The following is a 17,347-nucleotide window of genomic DNA, read 5'->3' on the forward strand; positions in this document are numbered from 1 at the left end:
GTCGGGTTTTTCTCTTTTCAGAGAAAAACGGGTAATATTCTCGCCTCGCTACTTTGGCTGTTACTAATTTTTACAAATTCCCTTTAGCCAAAGCGCTCCTATTTTTCGGTAACAATTTTTTGGCAATACCTGCGGTAATACCCAACGTAAAAACGGGCGGTGATATGCAGTGCAGATATCATCCGGCCGAATAAAGCTGGGGGAGGAGAGGGGAATACCCCGCATTGGGCCGGCCCGTAAGGGTCGGCTTTTTTATGCCTGCAACTGGGGTATTTCAGTACTTGATTAATCTAGTGAGATGTCGTTGTGCCTGCGCCCAAGCCAGTTTCTGAGCGTATCTGTTGCGCATCGAACAAGGCGCGCTCGCGCTGTGCCTGTGGGCTTCGATCAGTCAGTGATACCAGCCAGATGGTGACAAAGGCCGCAGTCATCGAGAATAGCGCAGGCGAGGCATAGGGAAACCAGGCTGACCCCTCGGGGTAGCCGAGCGCTTTTTCCCACACGGCGGGTGAGAGTATCGTCAAGGTGACAGACAGAATCAAACCGACGAATCCACCGGTTACTGCGCCGCGCGTCGTGCAACTTTTCCATAGCACCGACATGAATAACACCGGAAAGTTGGCTGAACACGCCACCGCAAAGGCTAGCATCACCATAAACGCCACGTTCTGTTTTTCGAATGCAATACCCAACAAAATGGCAATGACGCCAAGGCAAAGCGTGGTGATCTTCGAGACACGCAACTCGGCCCAGCTATCGGCCTCACCTTTTTTAATCACCGTAGCGTAAAGATCATGGGCTACTGCCGAAGCACCGGAGAGCGTCAGCCCCGACACTACTGCCAGAATCGTGGCAAAGGCCACGGCGGAAATAAAACCTAGAAATACATTGCCGCCCACCGCATTGGCTAAATGCACAGCCGCCATGTTGCCACCGCCTTGTAAGCCTTTGGCGAGGTCCCCCTCAACAAAATAAGCGACAGGATCTTGCGTTAGCAACACGATGGCACCAAAACCGATGATGAATGTCAGGATGTAAAAATAACCAATCCAAGTGGTGGCCCAGGCGACCGACTTGCGAGCCTCTTTCGCCGAGGGTACGGTAAAAAAGCGCATCAGAATGTGTGGCAACCCTGCTGTGCCGAACATTAACGCCATACCCACGGAAACTGCAGATACCGGGTCTTTGATCAAACCGCCGGGTGCCATGATGGCGTCTTTTTTGGCATGAACCTCGACTGCTTTGGCAAACAGCGCTTCAGGGCTAAAGTGAAATTGCCACAACACCGCAAATGCCATGAATGACGCCCCAATCAGTAACAGAACGGCCTTAATGATTTGCACCCAAGTGGTTGCCGTCATGCCGCCAAACAGCACATAAGACATCATCAACCCGCCCACTGAGATGACAGCGACGAAGTAATCAAGACCAAACAGCAGCTTGATCAATTGGCCAGCGCCAACCATTTGCGCAATCATGTAAAACAGCACCACAACGAGTGAGCCGCAGGCCGCAAAAGTACGAATAGGCGTTTGTGAAAAGCGGTAGCCGGCAACATCGGCAAACGTAAACCTGCCCAGATTGCGCAACCGTTCGGCCATCAAAAAGGTGAGTACAGGCCACCCGACCAGCCAGCCGATCGAAAAAATCAGCCCATCAAAACCACTGGCAAACACCAGGCCCGAAATGCCCAGAAAAGAAGCCGCCGACATGTAATCCCCGGCGATGGCCAGCCCATTCTGAAATCCAGAGAGGCCACTGCCGGCGGTATAAAAGTCAGCTGCTGTGCGGGTTTTTTTCGCGGCCCATTTGGTAATCGCCAATGTGATGGCAATAAAACCGACGAACATGGCAATCGCCGTCCAGTTAGTGGTTTGTTTTTGCACCTGACCCACATCCACCCCGGTGGCGAGTGTATTGCTTGCACTGAAAAGCGCGCCCCAAAGCACAAGCCATGGCATCTTGAGCATGTTCATTCGGCAGCCTCCTGAAGTAGTTCAGCCGCCATGGCGTCAAACCGAGTGTTGGCCATATGCACATAGAAGGCAGTAATGAGAATGGTCAAAATGATCACACCCAAACCCAGAGGAATGCCAAGGGATGTCACCCACCCGGTACCCAGTTTTTGCGCCAGAAATGGTTTGTCAAACGCCACCAGCAAGATATAGCCAAAATAAATAATCACCACCAGCAGGGTCATCACGATGGCGTAGCGATTGCGCGTGCGCACCAAATGATGAAATTTCGGGTTGGCAAAAATCCGCTCAGCTGCTGTGTTTTTCATAAACTCTCCCGGATGTGAAGATAGAATGTTCGTTATTTTTGACGCAATGGTAGCCAGACCCTATAATACCCAACCTCATTGGCCAGGTAGCTCAGTCGGTAGAGCAACGGACTGAAAATCCGTGTGTCGACAGTTCGATTCTGTCCCTGGCCACCACTATTCAACGCCCAACTGTTCTCAGTTGGGCGTTTTCACTTCTGGCTCCCCCAAAACATGCGGGGTTCACGCGCATTCTGCGTGTGCCAGGGGGCAGTCAGGACAGTGGCCGATGGGGGCCAGTTCGACCCTTTTCTGCTCTCTGTTCTCTCGAAATCTCCGCCAACTTCTTCGCCGTAGCACACGCACATCGCCCTACGCGACAACGAGTTGCGCGTGTGTCGGCTTTTTGAGTTCGCCGGTCAGTCCGGAGGAGCAGACCATCAGGCTGCAACGAAGTCCGGGGCCGAGCACGGCATCCAGTACTCGCCTGGACGCCGATTGGATTTCACGAGTGCTCGGTAGGCATGGAGCGGCCCCTCGTACTCCGGCCTCCCCTTGTTCGCTGTCTTCACCTTGAACAGATCGTTCGGCTTGTCGCTATCCTGGCCTGCTCGCAGCATGACGCGTTCGCCATCGACCTTGACGCCCTTGAACGACCAGAGTGCGCTGAAGACGGCTGCCTGCCCGTCCGTGCATCGGATCGGTCCGTGGGGCCAGTCGTCCAACGTCACCCACCTGAAGTCTGCCGAGAACGGTCCGTGGACGGGCGTCCTGGGATCGGCCGTGACAGATGGTTCTGGAGCTGCGCCCGGCTGGATGTAGGCGATCCCGCCGCCGTAGAACGTGAAGCGTTCCTCCAGCGCCAGCCACTCGACGCCCGCGCCGAAAGGCGATCCGCGCATCGTGCGCGGCCTTGGCGTGATCATGCGGATGTCGCCGCCGGCCACGCTCACCCGATCCAACAACGCAGGTTCTTGCAGCACTCGCGTCAGATCGCGGGCGAGCAGCACGGGCGAGCGTCGAGCATCGCCGAGCCGCCACACGCCGTCGCCCAGATCATCGATGCCGTCCCGGCTTTCGATGCCGAGCGCGAGGCGCAGCTTCTGGCGCAACCATTCCTCGTCCAAGGCCAAGGCCGCACCGTCGTTCGCTTCGACGGCGACTGGCCCGCAGTCCGGGCAACGACACACGCGCCCGCCGCGACCATCGCCCCAGACCTGCGCCCGATGCTGCTGGCAATGCGGGCAGAGCACGAAGGACTGATCCACGACCGTCGGCTTGACCGCCTTGCCGAGGACGGTCAGCGCCGTGGCCTCGCGCGGTGACAGCGTGGCGCGCAGCACGGGCGTGCCGCCCGCGAACAGGCGGCAGACCAAGGCCCAGGCATCGTGCGCCGCCATCGATCAGTCTTCGAACGCCGAGGAGGAACTGATCGCGTCGGCTTCCGGCGGAAGCTCCTGCGCGCTCAGGGTCTGGCCCTTCTGCAAGATGCCCACCGAGACCAGATAGCCTTCCAGCTGCGCCTGCATCTTGGCGTCGAACTTGTGCAGGTTCAACCGCCCCTTGCTGGTTACCTCGATGGTGACCACTTTGGCGCGCGTGCGGCCCGGCTCGGGTGGATAGTAGAGATTGACCTGCGCCGCCGTCACCGCCCACTGGCCTTCCAGCGGGCCGGGCAGCTTCTCCTTCAGCAGCTCATGCACCGAGCGTTGCTGGCTGGACTGCATCGCAGTGCATTCGATCTTTAGCGCGGCGTCCGGGCTGAGAAGCGTGAGCGCCTTCAGTTGCACCATCGAGAAACCATCCTCGAACGCCTCCGGCACGTCGAAGCCGGTGCGCAGCATCGACAAATTCAGCGTCGGCGACTTGATCCGGTGCGCGTTCGCCTTGACGCCCAGCACATGCTCGGCGAAGGCCTCGACCAGCATCTGCTGGTATTTCTGGCCGCCGCGCACCAGCGTGCGCACCACGCCGGTGGACTTGGCGTATTCCAGCACCATGTGGATGTTGGGGTTGCCGACGCGGCGCTTGAGGGTCGAACCCTCGAACTCCAGCCGCAGCATGGCCATGTCCTTGACGTGGACGGTGAGCAGGAACACGCCGGGGCTGCGCTCGACCAGATGCGCCACGCTGCTGTCGCCGCACTGCATCTCGCGCTTGTAGAAGGCCGAGATCGCGTTGCGCAGCGCGGCCAGATTGTGGTCAGCGCCGTTCGGCTGACGCTTCAGGCCCAGATCGTATTGCTGGGTCTGCGGCCCGTGGTGCTCCCAGAAGCTGAAGTCGTAAGCGCGCTCGAACAGCGTCGGATGGTTGACGTAGAGCCAGAACGAGCGGTGGACGTCGCTGCGGCACAAAGTCAGCCCCGCCAGCGCGGCACCGTCCGCCACCACGGCCTCAAACATCGCCTGCTTGCCCGCCGCGTCGCCCAGTTGGACTGCGGCCATGAGGTTGGCGATCATCTGGTCGCGGGCGGCGGTGTCGGGCCACACCTTGACCGCCTCCACCAAGAACTGGCTGGTCTCCGGCGTGTCGTCCCACGCGAACCCGTCGGGCACCGGCAGGCCATGCGTGGTCAGGAAGTCGCGCAGCGTGGCATCCACCGGCAGCTCGAGCATCACGTCGACAAAGGTCTTCTTCATCTTGTTCGTCCTTTCTGGATCGGCGTCGGAGGTCTGCGACCGATGTACGGACTGCACTGGCCAGCGACAGGGTTACTGAACACGCATCTCGTACAAGTAAAGCCACGAGATACTGCTGCGATTCTGAACCGCAGATTTCCGCTTGTCAATCAACGGGGCACATCTAGACCTTTTGTGTATCTCACAGCTATACTGTGAGTCTCGTTTTTATTGACTGACCACAGGAGCATCGCCATGGCTTCGGCGTTTGGAGCACGCCTGCGGCGCTTGCGCGAGGCGAAGAAGTTGACCCTGCAACAGGTCGCCGACGCGGTCGGCTGCACCAAGGCCTACATCTGGGAACTAGAGATGAAAGAGGGGCAGCGCCCGACGGCCGAGCGCGTGCAGGCGCTGGCCAAGGTGCTGGGCGTGACCATGGAGGACATCATGGGCGAGCCCATGCCCTCCGTTCCCGACGCCAGCCCGGAGGACGTGATCTTCTTCCGCACCTATGCCGGCATGACGGAAGACGAGAAAGACCGGGTCCGCAAGACTCTGAAGATCATCTTCCCCGACAAGGAACTGCCGGAGTCGAAAGGATGAGTTCCGCGCAGACGCTCACCGGTTCCATTGCCGCCAGCCACGTCATCAAATGGCTGCGCGCGTGGTACCGAGACGAGGGCATGCCCGAGGCCATCGATCTCGACGTCGTGCGGCAGATGCTGCCCGGCACGCCCTACGGCACCGGCGTGCGGGAAATCAGGCCGCCGGTGCCGTTCGACGACGAGGCCTTCGAAGGGATGCTGGCACGCAATCCCGATGACCAGGAAGTCTGGGGCATCGCCTACAACGGCAAGACCAGACACGAGCGCCAGCGCTTCACCATCGCCCACGAGCTGGGCCACTTCATCCTGCATCGCGGCCAGCAGTGGAGCTTCAACTGCGACAAGCAGAGCGTCCATACCGGCATCGCCACGCTGCGCGACATCGAACGCGAAGCCGACGACTTCGCCAGCAACCTGCTGATGCCCGGCGATCTGCTGCGTGACTGGATTTCGAACCAGCGCATCGACCTGCACGTCCTCAGCGCCATCGCCAAGCGGTTTCAGGTTTCGTTCGAGGCGCTGTGCATCCGCTTCATCAAGTTCACCACGCAGCGCGCGATCCTCGTCTATTGGGACAACGGCTACGTGAAGTACGAATGGCGCAGCAGCAGCGCCGTCAAGACGCGGGCGCGCATCCGGCGCAACGCCGATCCGCAGGAACCGCTGCCGGGCACGCTGGCAGCCGACGCCAGCGTCGATCAGGAATGGGATGGCACGGAGATGTCCGCCGCGATCTGGTGCCCGGAGGAGGCGCGGCACATGAAGCTGCGCGAGTTCAAGCACAGCTTCGGCGCGCGTGATCGCGTCCTCACGCTGCTCCTACTCGAAAGCGCCGAGCCGCGCGCATGGGATCGGTCGTGGCAGGATGGCGAGAGCTTCGACAGCTTTGATCAGTTCGTGTCGAACGGTCAGTTGCCGGTTCGCTGAGATCCTGCTGGGCTTCCGAGACTCGACATTTGATCGCGGGGCACTCACCCGGCGCAGCACGACAGAGCCTTCACGTCTTTGTGGAAGGTTTGCGCCGCGAGTTTAAGCCCTTCCACCATTGTCAGGTACGGGAACAACTGATCGGCCAGCTCTTCCACTGTCATCCGGGCACGGATTGCCAGTGCCGCCGCCTGGATCAATTCGCCGGCCTCTGGCGCAACCGCCTGCACACCAATCAGCCTACGTGAGCCCTCCTCGACTACCAGTTTGATGAAGCCGTGGGTGTCGAAGTTGGCCAGCGCGCGCGGCACGTTGTCGAGCGTGAGCGTGCGGCTGTCGGTCTCTATGCCGGCGTGGTGCGCTTCCTGCTCGCTCACGCCCACGGTGGCGACCTGCGGGTCGGTGAACACCACCGCTGGCGTCGCTGTCAGGTCGAGTGCCGTTTCCCCGCCGGTCATATTGATCGCGGCGCGGGTGCCGGCTGCCGCCGCCACATAGACGAACTGCGGCTGGTCGGTGCAGTCTCCGGCGGCGTAAATGTTTTGGGCGCTGGTGCGCATGCCGTGGTCGATGACGATGGCTCCTTGTTCATTTACGGCGACGCCAGCAGCATCGAGATTGAGGCTGCGTGTGTTCGGCGCGCGGCCAGTCGCGACCAGCAGCTGGTCGGCGTGCAGCTCGCCAGACGAAGTTGTTATCACGAATTCACCGTTTGCATGCGCGATCTGGCTGGCCTGCGTGTGCTCAAGCACCTTGATGCCTTCGGCGCGGAAAGCAGCCGTGATGGCTTCGCCAATGGCCGGGTCTTCGCGGAAGAACAGCGTGCTGCGTGCCAGGATCGTGACCTTGGAGCCGAGCCGCGCGAAGGCTTGCGCCAGCTCCACAGCCACTACCGACGAACCGACCACGGCCAGGCGCTCTGGGATGGTGTCGCTCACCAGCGCTTCGCTCGAAGTCCAGTAGGGCGTGTCCTCGAGGCCAGGGATCGGCGGCACGGCGGGAGTTGCTCCGGTGGCGACCAGGCAGCGGTCGAACGACACCGTGCGCTCGCCGCCGTCATGCAGCTGTACCGTGAGGCTGCGGCCGTCGTTGAAGCGCGCTTCGCCGCGCAATACGGTGATTGCGGGGTTGCTGTCGAGGATGCTTTCGTACTTGGCGTGACGCAGCTCATCGACACGCGCCTGCTGCTGAACGAGCAGCTTGTCGCGCAGAACGGACGGCGGCATGGGCGGTAGTCCAGCGTCGAACGGACTTTTGCGGCGCAGGTGAGCGATATGAGCAGCGCGGATCATGATTTTCGAGGGCACGCAGCCGACGTTGACGCAAGTCCCGCCGATGGTGCCGCGCTCGATCAGGGTGACGCGCGCGCCTTGCTCGACTGCCTTCAGCGCCGCAGCCATCGCAGCACCGCCACTGCCGATGACGGCGATACTCAGCGCGCCGCCACCAGTGCCGGCCTTGTCGTCGCCGCCGCCCAACTCCCGCACATGGTCGAGCAGTCCGCCCTTTGCCGGCCCGGTCGGCGCACCGGTCAGGGCTGCCCGATAGCCAAGTCCGGTGACGGCGGCAATCAGGGCGTCGGACGGCGTGCCGGCGTCGACGGCGAGCCGGGCTCTGCCCTGGGCGTAGGACACCTCGGCCGATTGCACGCCGGGCACATTTTCCAGTGCTTGCTTGACGTGGGTGGTGCAGGACTCGCAGGTCATGCCGGTGATCTTCAGCTGTGTCATGTCATCGCTTCTCATCGTTCATTGCGGCCGAAGGGCCTCCGCCGCGTTTCGCGGACAGCTCGCACCCGCCCGGGCCGCAGCGTCGGTTCGCCGGCGACACCAGATCCCAGATCGAGATACCGACCATCAGGGCCAGGCCCGTGTACACCAAGCGGGCCGTCCACCAATTGCCGAGCAGCCAGACCGTGCCGGCAAACACGATGGCCGGCCCGATCATGCCGAGCAGGCTGCGATGCCATTGCCGGTGGCGCAGCCAGCCGAGCGCGTTTGCCAGCAGCGCCAACACAGCGAACAGCGGCAGCAGTTTGGAGATGAACAGCCCCTCATACTCCTGCAGGAAGCCCAGGCCGATGGCCGCACCCAGGCTGGCAAGCGCGGGAAAACAGGCGGCGCAGCCCATCGCGGAGATGACGGTGCCGAGCACGCCGGCCTTGTCGGCGATGCGTGCAGTCGGCTGCATAGCGCCGGTACGCATTCAGCGCTTGACGCTAGACGGGTAGCCCGCGCCTTCGGTCGCCTGGGTGAGCTTTTGAACGCTGGTCTTGGCGTCGTCGAATGTCACGACCGCTTGGCGCTTCTCGAAGGTTACGTCCACGTGGCTGACGCCCTCGACTTTCAAGAGCGCCTTCTTGACGGTGATCGGACAGGCGGCGCAGGTCATGCCGGGAACGGACAGCGTGACGGTTTGCGTGGCGGCCCACGCGGGGGCCACGACGGCGGCCAGGGCGACGGCGGCAAGCAAGTTCTTCATGGCTAACTCCTGTTCAGTAGAAGAAAGGCAACACATAGGGGAAACCAAGCGCGACCACAACCAGTGCAGCCACGATCCAGAAAATCAGCTTGTAGGCGTTGCGAACCTGCGGCATCGCGCACACCTCGCCCGGCTTGCAGGCTTGGACCGGCCGAAAGATGCGCCGCCAAGCGAAGAAAAGGGCGATCAGCGCCGCTCCGATGAAGAATGGCCGGTACGGTTCCAGCGCCGTGAGGTTGCCGATCCAGGCCCCGCTGAAGCCCAGTCCGACCAGAACCAGTGGCCCGAGGCAGCAGGTTGAAGCGAGGATGGCGGCCAGCCCGCCGGCAGCGAGCGCGCCATGGCCATTCTGCGGTTCCGACATGCGGTTCTCCTTTCAAGATTTCGCTTGGTACGGTAACGTTACTTCCGTAGTCAAGTACGGAGTCAAGCGAAATGGAAAACAATCTGGAGAACCTGACCATCGGGGCCTTCGCCAAGGCCGCCGGGGTCAATGTCGAGACGATCCGCTTCTACCAGCGCAAGGGCCTGCCGCTGGAACCGGACCGGCCCTATGGCAGCATCCGCCGCTACGGTGGGGCCGACGTGGCGCGGGTGCGGTTTGTGAAGTCGGCCCAGCGCCTGGGCTTCAGTCTCGACGAGATCGGTGAGCTGCTGAAGCTGGAAGACGGCACCCATTGCAGCGAGGCAGCGCAACTGGCTGCCCTGCGACTCAACGATGTGCGCGCCAAGCTGTCGGACCTGACCCGGATCGAGGCAGCCCTATCCAAGCTGGTCGGTGAGTGCGGCGCGCACCAAGGCAACGTGTCTTGTCCGCTGATTGCTGCCTTGCATTGCTGCTAGGTAAGGGATCGGCTTGGGTATCAAGGTTGTCCAACCGATCTGTGACATCTCGTGCAGTCGTCTTCAGAAAGTTTGCGGTTGGATCAAGGAAGTTTCTGCACTCGGGTTTTGATCGTTCTCCCGCGCACTTCCGCTAAATCACGTTACGCGAAGTGCCTTCGGTTTCTAGCATGAGCAGCGTTTTCCATCGGAACGCCTGCTATGACAGAACTCGAACCCATCTCCATTTCCCCGCCGTCTGACCGCCCACGGCACGCGCATCAGGAAATCGCCGACCTGCTGGCCGCCGCGTTACTGCGCCTGCGCGCGCGTCCGTCGCGCGACACCACCGAAAACAGCGAGTGCGTTCGCCTTGGCTTCCCCGGCCAACAGCGCGTGAATGCGAACCCCGATCACCACCACGGAGTTCGCCCATGAAGGCACACGCACCATCCACCACCTCGGTCGCCGCCCAGGTCGCCGGTCTCCCCCATCTCTCGATGGATGATCTCTGGAAACTGTGGGACGAGCATTTCGACGAGCGGCCCGGCCACCATCATCGTGGCTGGCTGGAGAGCCGACTGGCCTACCGGATTCAGGAACGCGCCTTCGGCGGCCTGAAACCCTCGCTGCGCAAGAAGCTCGAGGAAGTTGGCGAAACCGGCATCCTGCCCAAGCAACTGCGCGGCGATAGCCAGCGCCTGCTGCCCGGCACCATCCTCACGCGCATCTACGACGACGTCGAGCATCGCGTGCTGGTGCGCGGCCCGAACGACTTCGAGTACCAAGGGCAACGCTTCAAGAGCCTGTCCGCGATTGCAGGCCACATCACCGGCAGCCACTGGTCCGGCCCGGTGTTCTTCGGCCTCAAGGCGCCGGCATCGAAGAAGGTGACGGCATGAGTTCGCCGCGCGCCAACCCGCTGCCGCCGGTCACGCCGAAGAAGCGTTGCGCCGTCTACACCCGCAAGTCCACCGACGAGGGGTTGGATCAGGAATACAACAGCCTCGAAGCGCAGCGCGACGCGGGCCTCGCCTTCATCGCCAGTCAGCGGCACGAAGGCTGGATCGCGGTCGGCGACGGCTACGACGACGGCGGCTACTCCGGCGGCAACATGGATCGCCCCGCGCTGCGCCGGCTGCTGGCCGACATCGAAGCCGGGAAGGTCGACACCGTCGTCGTCTACAAGATCGACCGGCTCACCCGCAGCCTGCCGGACTTCGCCAAGCTGGTCGAGGTGTTCGACCGCAACGGCGTGTCCTTCGTCTCGGTCACCCAGCAGTTCAACACCACGACCTCGATGGGGCGGCTGACGCTCAACATCCTGCTGTCCTTCGCGCAGTTCGAGCGCGAGGTGACGGGCGAGCGCATTCGCGACAAGATCGCCGCCAGCAAGGCCAAGGGCATGTGGATGGGCGGGGTGCCACCCCTGGGCTACGACGTGCTCGAGCGCAAGCTCGTCGTCAACGAACGCGAAGCGGCGCTGGTGCGCGACATCTTCCGGCGCTACGCCGAGCATGGATCGGCGGCGCGGCTGGTGCGCGAACTGGACATCGAAGGCCATACCACCAAGGCGTGGGTGACGCAGACCGGGCGCGAACGCTCGGGCCGAACCATCGACCAGCAGTACCTCTTCTCGATGCTGCGCAACCGCATCTACCTGGGGGAAATCCGCAACCACGGCACCTGGTATCCCGCCCAGCACGAAGCGATCGTCCCGCAAGGTTTGTGGGACGCGGCGCATGCCTTCATCGAACGGCGCAAGCAAGCGCCGCGCGAGCACGCCGCCAAGCATCCGGCGCTGCTGGCGGGTCTGCTGTTCGCGCCCGACGGACAGCGCATGCAGCACTCCTTCGTCAAGAAGAAGAACGGACGGCAGTACCGCTACTACGTCCCGTACCTGCACAAGCGGCGCAACGCGGGCGCGAGCCTGTCGCCCGGCATGCCGGACGTGGGCCATCTCCCCGCCGCCGAGATCGAGAACGCGGTGCTGGCGCAAATCCACGCGGCACTGTCGGCTCCGCAGATGCTGATCGCGGTCTGGCGCGCCTGCCAGCAACATCCCGCAGGTAGCACGCTCGACGAAGCGCAGGTGGTGGTGGCGATGCAGCGCATCGGCGACGTGTGGGCGCAGTTGTTCCCCGCCGAGCAGCAGCGCATCACGCGGCTGCTGATCGAGCGGGTGCAACTGCACGGGCACGGGCTGGACATCGTCTGGCGCGAAGATGGCTGGATCGGCTTCGGTGCCGACATCGGCGCGCATCCGCTGGTCGAGGAATCCAGCGCACAGGCCGAGGAAACACTGGCATGAGCACCACGACGAACCCGCGCAAGCGCGCCATCCGCGTCGAGGTCGGAACCGATGCCCGCAGCTACGTCAGCGATGGCCAGCGCGTCACGCTGGTGCCGCTAATGATCAAGCGCCGCCAGAACCGCAAGCTGCTGATCCCGCCCGCGCCCGATGCCGCCACTGCGACGGGTGGCTTCGACGTGCCGATGATCAAAACGCTCGGCAAGGCGTTCTACTGGAAGCGGCTGATCGACGAAGGCGTCTATCCGACGACCGCCGACCTGGCGCGCGCGCTGAAACTGGAGCCAGGCTGGGCGGCCGAGGTGCTGCGCATGACCATGCTGGCCCCGGACATCGTCGAGGCGATCTTCGAGGGCCGCCAGCCCCGGCTTCTGAATCTGCACACGCTGCGCGGCCGCCAGGACCTGCTGCCCCGCGACTGGGCGGAGCAGCGCAAGGTGCTGGGGTTCTCGGCTCTCGAAAGCTGACGTTCAGCCGGCGCAACAGCCCGCCTTGCCCCGTTCTTGAACGGGCGGGCAAGGCACGGTGCCATAGGAGCAATAGACGCAGCAATCGCCGTGCTTGGGCTTGAGCACGGTGTGGCAGGCCTCGCACTCATAGAACCACTGGCAGGCGTCGGTGGGCATGACCTCGGTCTTCGCGTGCCCGCACGCCGGACAGCGCAGCGTCGATTCGAGGACGAGGGCGTTCACTTCGCGCTCCCGACCACCGTCGAGGGATAGCCCGCGTCCTGGGTGGCGCGCATCAGCGCCTCGACGTTGGTCCTCGCGTTGTCGAAGGTCACCGTCGCCTCGCGCTTGCCGAGGTTCACGTCCGTCTTCGCCACGCCCGGCACCTTGCCGAGGGCTTTCTTGACCGTGATGGGACAGGCGGCGCAGTTCATGCCCGGCACCGACAGCGTGACGGTCTTGGGGGCCGCCATCGCCGGCCCGCTCAGTGCGAGCGCGAGCGCGAGGCAGGCCCATGCCAGCAGCTTTTTCATGACAACCTCCGTTCTTCAATAGAACCAGGGCGCGACCAGCGGAAAGCCGAGCGCCACGATCACCAGGGCGACAACGATCCCGAACAGCAGCTTGTAGCCGCGCCGAACCGACGGCACCGCGCAGGCCTGTCCGGGTTCGCACACCGGAGCTCTCGCCCAGATGCGTCGCCCGGCGAGGAACAACGCGACGAGGGCCGCGCCGATGAAGATCGGGCGGTAGGGTTCGAGGGCCGTCAGGTTGCTGATCCATGCCCCTGAGAAGCCCAGCGTGATCAGCACCAGCGGCCCGAGGCAACAGGTCGAGGCCAGGATCGCGGAGACGAACCCGGTCGCCAGCGCCATTCGACCGCTACCTGTGTCGGCACGCGCGGTTGGGGAATCTGGTTTCATGGCGTAAGCTTACTTCCGTACTTAAGTACGGAGTCAAGACCATGAACGATATTTCTGATCGCGAGCCGATGACGATCGGCGCCCTGGCGCGAGCGGCCGGCGTCAATGTCGAAACCATCCGCTTCTACCAGCGCAAGGGGTTGATGCCCGAACCGGATCGTCCCCTTGGCAGCATCCGCCGCTACAGCGGCGATGAGCTTGGCCGCATCCGCTTCATCAAGTCGGCGCAGCGACTGGGCTTCAGTCTCGACGAAGTGGCCGATCTGCTCGAGCTCGAGGACGGCACACATTGTCAACAAGCACGCGAGCAGGGGCGCAAGAAACTCGCTGACGTCCGCGCCCGCATCGCCGATCTGAAGCGCATCGAAACCGTCCTTGCGGATCTGGTGGCGCGGTGCTCGACCACACGCGGGCGTGTGCGCTGTCCGCTCATCGACGCGCTCCACGAAGCGTGGCCCGCCGCGCGCATCTAATCTGATTCCCTTCGATGAGGCGAGCCACCGGCTCGCCTTTTTTGCGCCCTGTGGGCAGGGATTGGCGAACCCGAAGTTCCCGCCTGGTTCGCCATTGCGTCCCTTAAAGGTTCGCCACCCGAAGTCTGGAATGACACCTGTTCCTCAACAACGCAACAGGAGCATTCCATGCAGACACCAACCAGCACCATCCCCCGGTCGCCGCAGCAGGCGATCAACAGCCTCTCGCCCGGCGACCGCCGGGTGCTCAACGAAAACGAACTGGCGCAGCGGTGGGGCGTCAGCCCCAAGACCCTGCAACGCTGGCGCAGCGAAGGTCGCGGCCCGCGCTACCTGAAGCTGTCCAAGCGCGTCGGCTATCCCGTGGACGCGGTCATCGAGTTTGAGCGCCAGGCGCTGCACGACTCGACGTCCGAGCGCGCGGCGGTCTGAGGAGCGATGCCATGAACGACATCACCCTCTTTCCCGCCGACATCGCCGCGATGTCCGTCAGCCAACTGGCGGCGCTGCCCGCCGTGCAGAAGGCCGAGATCGACAAGAACCTCGACGAGGCCCTCGACTGGTTGAAGAAGGCGCGCGCCAAGTTTGACGCAGCGCTCGATGCCGCCTACGGCGAGCAGGCCCGCACGGCACTGCGCGATTCGGGCCGCGACTTCGGCACCGTGCACCTCGACGACGGCCAACTGCGCATCAAGTTCGATCTGCCCAAGAAGGTCAGTTGGGATCAGAAGCAACTGGCAGAAATCGCCGAGCGCATCGTGGCCTCGGGCGAGAAGGTCGAGGGCTACCTCGACATCAAGTTGTCCGTCTCCGAGTCCCGCTTCACGAACTGGCCTCCGGCGCTCCAGCAGCAGTTCGCCGCCGCTCGCACCGTGGATTCCGGCAAGCCGTCCTTCACCCTTTCCCTCGATTCGGAGCACTGATCATGAGCACCAGTCTCATCGCTTCGCTGCGCAAGCAGCTGCCGTCCATCTACGGCGAACACCTTCCCAACGAAATCCGCTATCGCGGCGCCGACGGCCACGATGTCGTCGTGGCGCTCGACGCCGCCACGGTGGACGAACTGGCCTTCGCCATCCAGACGACTAACGCGGAATCTCTGGCGCTCAGTCGTCGCCGCACCGCGCTGGAGGAACTCCACACCGAGGTGCGCAAGCGCGCCGCACGTGGGGCCGACCGCATTGCCGACGTTTCGTGGGTGTGCTGATCATGAGCGCGATCATTCCCTTCCAGTTCGAGGCGCACGCCGTGCGCGTGCAGGTCGACGACGCGGGCCTGCCGTGGTTCAACGCCAGCGACGTCTGCGACGCATTGGAGATGGGCAACCCGTCTCAGGCGATCAAGTCGCATGTCGATGCCGATGATCTCCAGAAATTGGAGATCATCGACAACCTCGGGCGCACGCAGCGCGCCAACCACGTCAACGAATCAGGCCTCTACGCCCTGATCCTCGGCAGCACCAAGGACGCCGCCAAGCGTTTCAAGCGTTGGGTGACCGGCGAGGTGCTGCCCGCGATCCGCAAGACCGGCGCGTACTCCGCCCCCGGTGCGCTGGCGGCTTTGCCCGCGCCGACCCACGACCGCGTGAGCGCGATCCTGCTGATCGGCGAGGCCGTGGCCAAGGTGCCGGGCGTCAAGACCGGCATTGCGATGGCGGCGACGCTGACGTGCATTCACGAGAACACGGGCCTCGCCGTCGAAACCCTGCGCCGCGCGTTGCCCGCTGCCAACGAGCCGATCTGCTCGCTCAACGCCACCCAGCTCGGCAAGCTGCTGAACCGCTCGGCCAAGGCCACGAACCAGTTGCTGGCATCACACGGCTTCCAGTTCCGCAATGACCGCGATGAATGGGAACTGACCGATGCCGGTGAAGCGTGGGCCGAGGCCATGCCGTACTCGCGCAACGGCCACAGCGGCTACCAGATTCTCTGGAATCCCGCCGTCGCCGAAGAGTTGAAGGAGGTGGCGTGATGGCCCTCCCGATCATCTCCGCGCAGCAGCGCATGGCCGAGCGCAAGGGCGTCAAGCTGCTGATGCTCGGTAAGTCCGGCATCGGCAAGACCACCCGGCTCAAAGACCTCGACCCGGCCACCACGCTGTTCCTCGACATCGAGGCGGGCGACCTTGCTGTGGCCGACTGGCCCGGCGACACCATCCGTCCGGCCTCGTGGCCGGAGTCGCGCGACTTCTTCGTGTTCCTCGCCGGGCCGGATCGCTCGCTGCCACCGGACGCCGCGTTCTCGCAGGCGCACTACGACCACGTCGTCGAGAAGTTCGGCGATCCGGCGCAGCTCGACCGCTACCACACCTTCTTCCTCGACTCGATTACGCAGCTCTCGCGCCAGTGCTTCGCGTGGTGCAAGACGCAACCGGGTGCCACCAGCGACCGCACCGGCAAGCCGGACATGCGCGGTGCCTACGGCCTGCTCGGTCAGGAAATGGTCAGCGCCTTGACCCACCTGCAACACGCGCGCGGCAAGAACGTGGTGTTCGTCGCCATCCTCGACGAACGGCTCGACGACTACAACCGCAAGGTGTTCGTGCCGCAGATCGAGGGCAGCAAGACCAGCCTCGAACTGCCCGGCATCGTCGACGAAGTCGTGACGCTGGCCGAGATCAAGGCCGAGGACGGCAGCGCCTACCGCGCCTTCGTCACCCACACCGTCAATCCCTACGGCTACCCGGCCAAAGACCGCAGCGGTCGTCTCGACCTGCTCGAACCGCCGGACTTGAACGCACTGATCGCCAAGTGCGCGGGCGCAGCCGTGCCCGCCAGCGCCGCCGCTCATTCCGCCATTCCCGCACCCCACGAATCTCAGGAGTAATCGCCATGACCAGCAACTGGAACGACTTCAACGACGCCGAACAGCAACAGGGCTTCGACCTCATCCCCAAGGGCACGCTGGTGCCGGTGCGCATGACCATCAAGCCGGGCGGCCACGACGACCCGGCGCAGGGCTGGACGGGCGGCTACGCCACCGAATCCTTCGAGACCGGCGCGATCTACCTCGCCGCCGAGTTCGTCGTCACCGGCGGCGAGCATGCCAAACGCAAGATGTGGTCGAACATCGGCCTGCACTCGAAGAAGGGCCCGACCTGGGGCCAGATGGGACGCAGCTTCATCCGCGCCGTGCTCAACAGCGCGCGCAACGTCCATCCGCAGGACAACAGCCCGCAAGCCGCCGCCGCGCGCCGCATCCAGGGCTTCCACGAACTGGACGGCATCGAGTTCCTCGCCCGCGTGGACGTCGAGAAGGACGCCAAGGGTCTGGATCGCAACGTCGTCAAGCTCGCGGTCGAACCCGACCACCCCGAGTACGCCAAGCTCATGGGCGTGCCGCCCAAGGCCAAGAGCGGTGGCGGCACCTCGGGCGCTCCGGCGCAAGCCGCGCCGCCCTACGCCGCCACCGCCATGCCTGCGCCGCAACGCGCGCCAGTGACCGGAAAGCCCGCTTGGGCGCAGTGAGGGAGGCCG

25 protein-coding genes and 1 tRNA gene are annotated in these 17,347 nt (G+C 63.5%); 15 read left to right on the plus strand and 11 right to left on the minus strand.

The window, feature by feature from the left end; all coding sequences use genetic code 11:
• Nucleotides 1–290: 290 nt before the first annotated feature.
• Both PG1C_RS00345 and PG1C_RS00350 read right to left on the minus strand, forming a co-directional pair.
• The gene (locus PG1C_RS00345) at nt 291–1,976 is read right to left on the minus strand and encodes a cation acetate symporter (RefSeq protein ID WP_284431773.1); all 1,686 of its coding nucleotides are present in this window, start codon (nt 1,974–1,976) and stop codon (nt 291–293) included.
• Nucleotides 1,973–2,284: a DUF485 domain-containing protein gene (locus PG1C_RS00350; protein ID WP_202635478.1), complete on the minus strand. Its 312-nt coding sequence runs from the start codon at nt 2,282–2,284 to the stop codon at nt 1,973–1,975. The genes PG1C_RS00345 and PG1C_RS00350 overlap by 4 nt, the downstream gene beginning before the upstream one ends.
• An 80-nt stretch (nt 2,285–2,364) precedes the next feature.
• Here PG1C_RS00350 and PG1C_RS00355 point away from each other — a divergent pair.
• Nucleotides 2,365–2,440 (plus strand) — tRNA-Phe (locus PG1C_RS00355).
• Nucleotides 2,441–2,703: 263 nt separating this feature from the next.
• Here PG1C_RS00355 and PG1C_RS00360 read toward each other — a convergent pair.
• Both PG1C_RS00360 and PG1C_RS00365 read right to left on the minus strand, forming a co-directional pair.
• Nucleotides 2,704–3,663 carry a hypothetical protein gene (locus PG1C_RS00360; protein WP_202635479.1) on the minus strand — a complete coding sequence of 320 codons (960 nt, stop codon included), beginning with the start codon at nt 3,661–3,663 and terminating at the stop codon, nt 2,704–2,706.
• A gap of 3 nt (nt 3,664–3,666) precedes the next feature.
• On the minus strand, nt 3,667–4,902 hold the full coding sequence (locus PG1C_RS00365) for a hypothetical protein (RefSeq protein WP_202635480.1): 1,236 nt from the start codon (nt 4,900–4,902) through the stop codon (nt 3,667–3,669).
• Between the two features lie 234 nt (nt 4,903–5,136).
• On the opposite strand from PG1C_RS00365, the gene PG1C_RS00370 reads away from it, so the two are divergent.
• On the plus strand, nt 5,137–5,484 hold the full coding sequence (locus PG1C_RS00370) for a helix-turn-helix domain-containing protein (RefSeq protein WP_202635481.1): 348 nt from the start codon (nt 5,137–5,139) through the stop codon (nt 5,482–5,484).
• The gene (locus PG1C_RS00375) at nt 5,481–6,413 is read left to right on the plus strand and encodes an ImmA/IrrE family metallo-endopeptidase (RefSeq protein WP_202635482.1); all 933 of its coding nucleotides are present in this window, start codon (nt 5,481–5,483) and stop codon (nt 6,411–6,413) included. Before PG1C_RS00370 ends, PG1C_RS00375 begins: the two co-directional genes overlap by 4 nt.
• 44 nt (nt 6,414–6,457) lie before the next feature.
• Here PG1C_RS00375 and merA read toward each other — a convergent pair whose 3' ends face one another.
• From merA to merT (PG1C_RS00395), 4 genes are read right to left on the minus strand one after another with little or no spacing between them, the layout of a single operon-like run.
• Entirely contained in the window at nt 6,458–8,143 is a 1,686-nt protein-coding gene (gene merA, locus PG1C_RS00380) for a mercury(II) reductase (RefSeq protein WP_202635483.1), read from the minus strand.
• Nucleotide 8,144: 1 nt separating this feature from the next.
• Entirely contained in the window at nt 8,145–8,603 is a 459-nt protein-coding gene (gene merC, locus PG1C_RS00385; RefSeq protein ID WP_202635484.1) for an organomercurial transporter MerC, read from the minus strand.
• A 15-nt stretch (nt 8,604–8,618) separates the two neighbouring features.
• Nucleotides 8,619–8,894, minus strand: a complete 276-nt coding sequence (gene merP, locus PG1C_RS00390) for a mercury resistance system periplasmic binding protein MerP (RefSeq protein WP_202635485.1) — start codon at nt 8,892–8,894, stop codon at nt 8,619–8,621.
• A gap of 13 nt (nt 8,895–8,907) precedes the next feature.
• Entirely contained in the window at nt 8,908–9,258 is a 351-nt protein-coding gene (gene merT, locus PG1C_RS00395) for a mercuric ion transporter MerT (protein WP_202635486.1), read from the minus strand.
• Nucleotides 9,259–9,329: 71 nt separating this feature from the next.
• Between merT (PG1C_RS00395) and merR (PG1C_RS00400) the strand changes: the two genes are divergently transcribed.
• The 5 genes from merR (PG1C_RS00400) to PG1C_RS00420 all read left to right on the plus strand — a co-directional run bounded on the left by merR (PG1C_RS00400) (nt 9,330) and on the right by PG1C_RS00420 (nt 12,494).
• Nucleotides 9,330–9,737 (plus strand): Hg(II)-responsive transcriptional regulator, encoded by a 408-nt coding sequence (gene merR, locus PG1C_RS00400; protein ID WP_202635487.1) that lies wholly within the window; start codon nt 9,330–9,332, stop codon nt 9,735–9,737.
• Between the two features lie 201 nt (nt 9,738–9,938).
• Nucleotides 9,939–10,154 carry a hypothetical protein gene (locus PG1C_RS00405; protein ID WP_202635488.1) on the plus strand — a complete coding sequence of 72 codons (216 nt, stop codon included), beginning with the start codon at nt 9,939–9,941 and terminating at the stop codon, nt 10,152–10,154.
• Complete coding sequence (locus tag PG1C_RS00410; RefSeq protein WP_202635489.1) at nt 10,151–10,618, plus strand: DUF2924 domain-containing protein; 468 nt, start codon at nt 10,151–10,153, stop codon at nt 10,616–10,618. Before PG1C_RS00405 ends, PG1C_RS00410 begins: the two co-directional genes overlap by 4 nt.
• Nucleotides 10,615–12,027 carry a recombinase family protein gene (locus PG1C_RS00415; RefSeq protein ID WP_202635490.1) on the plus strand — a complete coding sequence of 471 codons (1,413 nt, stop codon included), beginning with the start codon at nt 10,615–10,617 and terminating at the stop codon, nt 12,025–12,027. The genes PG1C_RS00410 and PG1C_RS00415 overlap by 4 nt, the downstream gene beginning before the upstream one ends.
• A complete protein-coding gene (locus PG1C_RS00420; protein ID WP_202635491.1) occupies nt 12,024–12,494 on the plus strand; it encodes a hypothetical protein in 471 nt (156 codons plus the stop codon). The genes PG1C_RS00415 and PG1C_RS00420 overlap by 4 nt, the downstream gene beginning before the upstream one ends.
• Nucleotides 12,495–12,497: 3 nt before the next feature.
• On the opposite strand, the gene PG1C_RS00425 is transcribed toward PG1C_RS00420, so the two are convergent.
• The 3 genes from PG1C_RS00425 to merT (PG1C_RS00435) are packed head-to-tail and all read right to left on the minus strand — an operon-like array spanning nt 12,498 to nt 13,399.
• Nucleotides 12,498–12,719, minus strand: coding sequence for a GDCCVxC domain-containing (seleno)protein (locus PG1C_RS00425; RefSeq protein ID WP_202635492.1), 222 nt, complete (start codon nt 12,717–12,719; stop codon nt 12,498–12,500).
• A complete protein-coding gene (gene merP, locus PG1C_RS00430; RefSeq protein ID WP_202635493.1) occupies nt 12,716–13,009 on the minus strand; it encodes a mercury resistance system periplasmic binding protein MerP in 294 nt (97 codons plus the stop codon). Before merP (PG1C_RS00430) ends, PG1C_RS00425 begins: the two co-directional genes overlap by 4 nt.
• A gap of 15 nt (nt 13,010–13,024) precedes the next feature.
• The gene (gene merT / locus PG1C_RS00435) at nt 13,025–13,399 is read right to left on the minus strand and encodes a mercuric ion transporter MerT (RefSeq protein WP_202635494.1); all 375 of its coding nucleotides are present in this window, start codon (nt 13,397–13,399) and stop codon (nt 13,025–13,027) included.
• A 41-nt stretch (nt 13,400–13,440) separates the two neighbouring features.
• Between merT (PG1C_RS00435) and merR (PG1C_RS00440) the strand changes: the two genes are divergently transcribed.
• The 7 genes from merR (PG1C_RS00440) (at nt 13,441) to PG1C_RS00470 (ending at nt 17,338) form a co-directional block, all read left to right on the plus strand.
• Nucleotides 13,441–13,872, plus strand: coding sequence for an Hg(II)-responsive transcriptional regulator (gene merR / locus PG1C_RS00440; RefSeq protein ID WP_202635495.1), 432 nt, complete (start codon nt 13,441–13,443; stop codon nt 13,870–13,872).
• Nucleotides 13,873–14,040: 168 nt separating this feature from the next.
• Complete coding sequence (locus PG1C_RS00445) at nt 14,041–14,304, plus strand: helix-turn-helix transcriptional regulator (protein WP_060121180.1); 264 nt, start codon at nt 14,041–14,043, stop codon at nt 14,302–14,304.
• Between the two features lie 11 nt (nt 14,305–14,315).
• Nucleotides 14,316–14,795: a hypothetical protein gene (locus PG1C_RS00450; RefSeq protein ID WP_202635496.1), complete on the plus strand. Its 480-nt coding sequence runs from the start codon at nt 14,316–14,318 to the stop codon at nt 14,793–14,795.
• A gap of 2 nt (nt 14,796–14,797) precedes the next feature.
• Nucleotides 14,798–15,079, plus strand: coding sequence for a hypothetical protein (locus tag PG1C_RS00455; protein ID WP_202635497.1), 282 nt, complete (start codon nt 14,798–14,800; stop codon nt 15,077–15,079).
• A gap of 2 nt (nt 15,080–15,081) precedes the next feature.
• On the plus strand, nt 15,082–15,843 hold the full coding sequence (locus PG1C_RS00460; protein ID WP_202635498.1) for a BRO-N domain-containing protein: 762 nt from the start codon (nt 15,082–15,084) through the stop codon (nt 15,841–15,843).
• Nucleotides 15,843–16,697 carry an ATP-binding protein gene (locus PG1C_RS00465; protein ID WP_202635499.1) on the plus strand — a complete coding sequence of 285 codons (855 nt, stop codon included), beginning with the start codon at nt 15,843–15,845 and terminating at the stop codon, nt 16,695–16,697. The genes PG1C_RS00460 and PG1C_RS00465 overlap by 1 nt, the downstream gene beginning before the upstream one ends.
• A gap of 5 nt (nt 16,698–16,702) precedes the next feature.
• Nucleotides 16,703–17,338 carry a hypothetical protein gene (locus PG1C_RS00470; protein WP_202635500.1) on the plus strand — a complete coding sequence of 212 codons (636 nt, stop codon included), beginning with the start codon at nt 16,703–16,705 and terminating at the stop codon, nt 17,336–17,338.
• The last annotated feature ends 9 nt before the right edge of the window (nt 17,339–17,347 follow it).

Source organism: Rugosibacter aromaticivorans (assembly GCF_000934545.1).
In the GTDB taxonomy this organism is placed as follows: Bacteria; Pseudomonadota; Gammaproteobacteria; order Burkholderiales; family Rhodocyclaceae; genus Rugosibacter; species Rugosibacter aromaticivorans.